Annotated in this window: 7 protein-coding genes; 5 read left to right on the plus strand and 2 right to left on the minus strand. The window is 59.4% G+C overall.

Going from position 1 to position 6359, the window contains the following annotated elements; genetic code table 11:
* Nucleotides 1-69 precede the first annotated feature (69 nt).
* Nucleotides 70-573, plus strand: a complete 504-nt coding sequence (locus KGA83_RS05150; RefSeq protein ID WP_108216090.1) for a GNAT family N-acetyltransferase — start codon at nucleotides 70-72, stop codon at nucleotides 571-573.
* Nucleotides 574-1095: 522 nt separating this feature from the next.
* A complete protein-coding gene (locus KGA83_RS05155; protein ID WP_108215974.1) occupies nucleotides 1096-1425 on the plus strand; it encodes a hypothetical protein in 330 nt (109 codons plus the stop codon).
* A 123-nt stretch (nucleotides 1426-1548) separates the two neighbouring features.
* On the opposite strand, the gene cynR is transcribed toward KGA83_RS05155, so the two are convergent.
* Nucleotides 1549-2430: a transcriptional regulator CynR gene (gene cynR, locus KGA83_RS05160; RefSeq protein ID WP_108215975.1), complete on the minus strand. Its 882-nt coding sequence runs from the start codon at nucleotides 2428-2430 to the stop codon at nucleotides 1549-1551.
* A gap of 123 nt (nucleotides 2431-2553) precedes the next feature.
* Here cynR and cynS point away from each other — a divergent pair, with 123 nt between their 5' ends.
* Nucleotides 2554-3021, plus strand: a complete 468-nt coding sequence (gene cynS / locus KGA83_RS05165) for a cyanase (RefSeq protein WP_007971791.1) — start codon at nucleotides 2554-2556, stop codon at nucleotides 3019-3021.
* Between the two features lie 61 nt (nucleotides 3022-3082).
* Nucleotides 3083-3742: a carbonic anhydrase gene (locus KGA83_RS05170; protein WP_108215976.1), complete on the plus strand. Its 660-nt coding sequence runs from the start codon at nucleotides 3083-3085 to the stop codon at nucleotides 3740-3742.
* A 61-nt stretch (nucleotides 3743-3803) separates the two neighbouring features.
* Here KGA83_RS05170 and KGA83_RS05175 read toward each other — a convergent pair whose 3' ends face one another.
* Complete coding sequence (locus KGA83_RS05175; protein ID WP_108215977.1) at nucleotides 3804-5306, minus strand: aldehyde dehydrogenase family protein; 1503 nt, start codon at nucleotides 5304-5306, stop codon at nucleotides 3804-3806.
* 355 nt (nucleotides 5307-5661) lie between these two features.
* Between KGA83_RS05175 and KGA83_RS05180 the strand changes: the two genes are divergently transcribed.
* Nucleotides 5662-6168, plus strand: coding sequence for a DoxX family protein (locus KGA83_RS05180; RefSeq protein WP_108215978.1), 507 nt, complete (start codon nucleotides 5662-5664; stop codon nucleotides 6166-6168).
* The last annotated feature ends 191 nt before the right edge of the window (nucleotides 6169-6359 follow it).

Raw genomic sequence — 6359 nt, forward strand, 5'->3', positions numbered from 1 at the left:
CCTCGCCACGGATCGTGCGACGCCGGCCATAATCAATTGTGTCCCTTGGCCTGTCAGGAGCCACTTCGAATGTCTTCGATAGAACTGCACGCCGCCCAACGCGATGAGCTGGAAACCATCGAGAACCTGATGCAGTTCTACGCCTACGACTTCAGCGAATGGTTGCCGCTGAAACTGGGCGAATACGGTTTCTTCAACATCCTGCCCATGCCGGACTACTGGCGAAACCCGGCCACCCGCCCCTTCCTGATCAAGGTCGACGCAGAACTGGCCGGCTTCGTAACCGTGGATAACCAGACCCATCTACCCGGTGCCGAGTACAACATCGGCTATCTGTTTGTCAGTCGACGCTTCCGTGGCCGGGGTGTCGCACGATTTGTCGTTTCCACTCTCTTGAGCCAATTCCCCGGTCAATGGCAGATTTTCCACATCGAGGCGAACCAGCCGGCACGCCTGTTCTGGGCCGCCGTGATGCCGGGGCTCGACATTGGCGGACTCACCTTGCATCAGCAGGTGATTGACCGCCATCCCTGCACTTTTTACCGCTTTCAGTGTCCGCCATTGTCGTCCTGACCGACACGCCCTCGACTTCCCCGCTAATTCCCAACAGCATTGTCCGACAATATGTAGTGACCAAAAATATTCACTACAAAACCGTTGACGCCTCCGATTTGCCCTTGCATGATGCAGACGTCTCCCCGATCGGGAGTACAGGCAACACGTTTGAGCAAGCTCGTCTGACCGCCGAGCTGTTTTTCCCGGATACACGCTGCCCACAAGGCAGATTGAAGAAGCTGACCTGGCCTGAACGTCCAGTACAAGGGCGAGAAGTCTTGGCGAGCAATCCTCATGAAGCTTGTGGCCGACCCTGAAAACGTCGGCAGTGGCCTTAAGGTTTTCGCCGCTTCTCTTCGTTGTGACGCTATTGCGTAGCAGTTATTCAACACGACTACATGCAGCAGACGCAGGACCCCGCCCGATAAGGCGGTCGAACGCTGACGTCCTGGTTTCGGTGCCAGGGATCAACTAACCGATGGGCTACCTGTATTAGCGAATCAACTTTGAAAGATCACCAATTGGTCAAGGGGCTTTATGATGAATCTGAACAATCAACCAACTATCGATGAACTGGCTCGTATCTTCGCTGCAAAGAAAGACAGCCACGACAACCATATTCTCTGGATCAGCAAGTGTGGCCAGGTTCATATCGACTGCCTGTCGCCGCACGCCCATGAAGCAGAGTTCGACCAGAACAACCAGAACCTGCTCGCCCGACTGAAGATGTACCGTCGCGGTCAGGGCTATGTCGGCAAGAAGGCCGCGGCCGACAAGGACTTCATCGGTAATGTTCTGCAAACCCTGAAACAGGCCTGGGCCTCGATGCAGGATCAGAACGAAGTTCGGGTGATTGACCGGTTCTACTAATTGAAATGAGTCATTGCTGACTTATTGATAAACAAGGCCTGCTCCCAAAAAGGAGCAGGCTTTTTTATGTCTGCTAAATAACCAATGTGGGAGCAAGCTCGCTCCCACAGGTATTTGGGCCAATCAAAAAAGATCAGCGCCGATCACCAGCTCCACAAACGCCAACGCCGCCGCGCTGTGATAGTTGTTCTTACGCCGTAGCAACGCGGCCCCACGCTCTGGCGCTGCGCCCTGCATGGACAATTTGCGCAATGCCCGATCCTGAGTAGCGATGGGTTCCGGCAGGATGGTGGCGATGGCGCAATGGCGGACGACTTCCAGCAGCGTATTGACCGAATTCACTTCAATCACAACCTTGGGCGTGATGTGCGCCTGAGCGAAATACGCATCGATGCACGTGCGGGTTATGTAGTCGGGGGTCAGCAGGGCGAACTCAAGGCGGGCTATCTCTTCAGCGGACAACGCCGCCTGATGCTCATATAGCGGATGATCGCGCCCAACCATCAACCCCAGGGTTTCGGTAAAGGCCGGAATCGATTCGATGTCGGTGCTTCTCACCTGATCAAACGCGATCGCGATATCCAGCGAATCATCGGCCAGCCCCGCCTCGATCTCGTCCATCGATAGCTCGAAAATCTCCAGATGGATGTTTGGGTAACGCGCCATGTAGTCGCGCACCAGCGGCCCTACCAGATAGGCCATGAAGGTCGGCGTCATGGCCAGGCGCAGGTTCCCGCGGGACAAGTCCTTCACGTCGTGCAACGCACGTTTGCCCGCCTCCAGCTCCACCAGTACCCGCCGCGCGCATGCAATGTAAGCCTCGCCGGCATCGGTGGGTTTGACCGTGCGCGAGGTGCGGTCGAACAGGCTCACACCGAGGGATTCTTCCAGCTGGCGGATCTGCTGCGACAAGGTCGGCTGGGACACGTGCAGCATTTCGGCGGCGCGGGTGAAGCCACCGTGGTCGGCCACTGCCAGCAGATAACGCAAATGTCGAAGCAACATGGGATTCTCAATCTATAGGCGGTACTTATGGATTGCATTGTATATCGGTCTTGGACGCTATGGATGGTTCGGCAGAAGATGGCCCCACACCCAAGCGACACCCCTTCCGATAGGAGAATCACCATGCAACAGTCCCATGCCTACAACGACCCAAGCCTGGCCCTGACCACTTCTGTCCTGGACGCCAAGGCGCGCAAAAACCTGTCGTGGCAGGACCTGGCCGACGGCACAGGTTTGAGCCTGGCCTACGTCACAGCCGCCCTGCTCGGTCAACACCCGCTGCCTGAAAGCGCTGCAAAAGTGGTCGGCGACAAGCTGGAACTGGACGCCGACGCCGTGGCCCGGCTGCAGATCATCCCGCTGCGCGGCAGCCTCTCTGGCGTGCCGACCGACCCGACCATCTACCGCTTCTACGAAATGATCCAGATCTACGGCACTACCCTCAAAGCCCTGGTTCATGAGCAGTTCGGCGACGGCATCATCAGCGCGATCAACTTCAAGCTCGACATGAAGAAAGTCGAAGATCCGGAAGGCGGCTCCCGCGCCGTCATCACCCTCGACGGCAAGTTCCTGCCCCTGCGTCCGTTCTAAGTTGATACCGGCCCGCACGCCCTGTGCGGGCCGAACCCTGCTCATCCATGAGGAAGCGATCATGAAAGCGCTCATCGACGGTTTTTTGAAGTTTCAGAAAGAAGCCTTTGCGCAACGCACCGACCTGTTCAAACACCTGGCCACCACCCAACATCCAGGCACGCTGTTCATCAGCTGTTCCGACAGCCGTGTCGTGCCGGAACTGCTGACCCAACAAGAACCCGGTGAACTGTTCGTGATCCGTAACGCCGGCAACATCGTGCCGTCCTACAGTCCGCATCCGGGTGGTGTGTCGGCCACGGTCGAATACGCCGTCGCTGTGCTCGGCGTGACTGACATCGTGATCTGCGGCCATTCGGACTGCGGCGCCATGACGGCCGTGGCCAAGTGCACCTGCATGGATCACCTGCCCGCCGTCAGCGGCTGGCTGCAACATGCCGAGTCGGCGAAAGTGATCAACGAAGCCCGGCCACACACCAGTGAGGCGGCCAAGGTCAGTTCGATGGTCCGGGAGAATGTCATCGCCCAACTGGCCAACATCCAGACACACCCGTGTGTGCGACTGGCCCAGGAAAAGGGCCTGTTGAACCTGCATGGCTGGGTGTACGACATCGAGACCGGTTCGATCGACGCACTGGATGCCGGCAGCCGAAGCTTCGTGTCGCTGGTCGAGCATCCGGGCACTTGTGCCGTATCGGCCAAGGCGATCAAAGCCGCGTAATCAGAACCGCGGTCTGATCACGAAAGTGACCGCCCTTGCAGCGGTCACGGGTTCCGTCAGCTCAGCGTTTGACGCCCAGATCGACCTGGGTCATGCGGCTGCGAATGGTGAACACGCCATCACCCGAGAGAATCGCACTGCGCGCAAACAGGCGCCCGCTCTCCCAGTTCGAAAGCCCCAGTTCCGGCTTGTTCAACGCGTACTGGCCGTCGACCCATCGGGTAATGCCATTGCCGACAAAAGGCGCGTTGACCGCGTTATAGAAACGCTCCTGTGCCTCGGCACTTTCACTGATCAAGGACACGGTGAATTGCGGACTGTAGCGATTGAACAAGGCAATGGCGCTGTCCAGGTCGTCGACGATTTTCAGACTGACTTCCGGGGTTTCTTCCCATTCCCACTCACGGCCCAATTGATCTTCCGCCAATGGCTCGGCCTGCGCCTCGGTCTGATAGCCGTCGGCGCGGTACACCTCGACCGTTGCAGCCAGCCAGTCTTGCGGCAAATGCGACTCGCTGCCTTCGACGATGTGCAGCTTGCAGCCCTGCCCCCGTGCGGTGCCGGCCTGCTCGAGTGCATCGAGGAACAGCGGCACCAGTTCGGCGGCACGGTCGCGGTGAATCAGGCAGACGTTCAGGGTGTTGCAGACCTTGCGGTCCAGGGAGTTGCGCACCACGGCGGCAAAGCGCTGAGCATCGGCATCGGCGTTGGCGATCAGCCACGCACCACCGGTGCCGTGCAGGCTGACCGCCGTGCCGGCCTGCTGCGCGATGCTGCCCAGCTGGCTGACGGCGCGCCCCGAACCACGGGCCACCGCCAGTGACAGGCGCCGGTCAGCGAACATCGCCCAACCGGCGGCGTGGTTGACACTTTCCACCAGCGACACCGCACCGGCCGGCAAGCCGGCGTCGCTCAGCGCAGGGTTCAGTGCATGGGTGACGATCGCCTGGGCCGTACCCAACGCATCACTGCCGATGCGCAGCACGGCAGCGTTGCCGGTGCGTAATACACCAGCCGCATCGGCAAACACATTCGGCCGGCCTTCGAAGACAAATGCGACGATGCCCAGCGGCGAGACCACTTGTTCGACTTTCCAGCCATCATGCTCGACGCAACTGATCACCTTGCCACGGCTGGCCGCTGCATCACGCCAGGCGCGCAGGCCGGCGATCATGTCGCGACGCATGCGCTCATCGGCCAGCAAACGGGTGGTCGAGCGACCGCGCGCCTTGGCCCGTTCGATGTCGGCCAGGTTGGCGGCCTCGATCAAGGCCCAGCACTCCGGGGTTTCCAGGCGTTGGGCAAACAGATCGAAGAAGGCGCTGATCGCTTGATCGGACACCGCCGACAGCGCGGTAAACGCCGCTTCGGCGCGCTCGATCGCGACGCTGGCCGCTTGCTGGTCCGCCACGGGGATCAGCAGCAACTCGCCACTGACCTGCTCCACCAGCAGGTGGTCACCGGGCTGGAAGCGCTGCGCCAGTTCGGGGCTGACGACAGTGACGCGATTACCGGCGAAAGGGATGGGCGTGCCAGCGATTAGACGTTCGAGCGCAAGAGACATGAAGCGGTATCACCATGCTGTGGGCGGTTGGAAAATGTATAGCAATTTCCCTGTAGGAGCGAGCTTGCTCGCGATGGACTCCGGAACGCCGCGTTTATCCAGCAGGCACGCGTTTTCGTTAACGACCATCGCGAGCAAGCTCGCTCCTACAGGGGGACAGTGGTGGCCGGTTACGTATCTCATTGTATACAGCCCCGCCCCTGACACACCCCGCACTCAAAACCCCGCCACAACGACACACCGCAGATACACCCCATTGATGAAATACGCCTGTCGATTGGCCGCGCCGGTCAAACGCTCAACTCACCGGGCACGCCGTTGCCCCGCCTCCCTGACCTGAAAGAGATCAACATCCATGAGCACCTCCATTTCTTCGGCCGTCAAAGGCCTGCACCTGAACCTCGACCGTGCCGGCGACTGGGTTGCGCCTTTGGCGCTGCGGGTGTTCCTCGCCTGGGAGTTCTTCGAGTCAGGCCTTGAGAAATTCAACGGCCAGAACTGGTTCAACGATATCCAGGAGCGCTTCCCGTTTCCGTTCGACCACCTTCCAGCGACGCTGAACTGGGAACTGTCGATGTGGGCCGAACTGATCTTTTCCATGACCTTGCTGCTGGGCCTGGGCACGCGTTTTTCGGCGTTGAGCCTGATGGTGGTGACCCTCGTCGCAACCGCCGCCATCCATTGGCCCGCCGACTGGCACACCCTGAGCGAACTTGCCCAAGGGTATGCCATCAGCAACAAGGGGTACGGCAACTTCAAGCTGCCATTGATCTACCTGGTGGCCTTCACGCCGCTGGTGCTGTCGGGTGGCGGCAAGCTCAGTATCGATGCGCTGTTTACTCGTTTCTTCTGGCGTCGTTGAAACGAAACCTGCAACGCGGACAAACAAAAGGGGACTTCCATGAAGTCCCCTGTTTTTTTGCCTGTGTCCCGTCCTGAATAAGGTTTACACCTTCTGACCCATTCTCAGGAGGAAGTAATGAACACGGGTGAAAGGCGCAGTCAGCGCGACTACACGTTGACCTTTAAATTGTCGGTCGTCGATCAGGTCGA

Source organism: Pseudomonas sp. GL-R-19 (assembly GCF_019956375.1).
Classification (GTDB): domain Bacteria; phylum Pseudomonadota; class Gammaproteobacteria; order Pseudomonadales; family Pseudomonadaceae; genus Aquipseudomonas.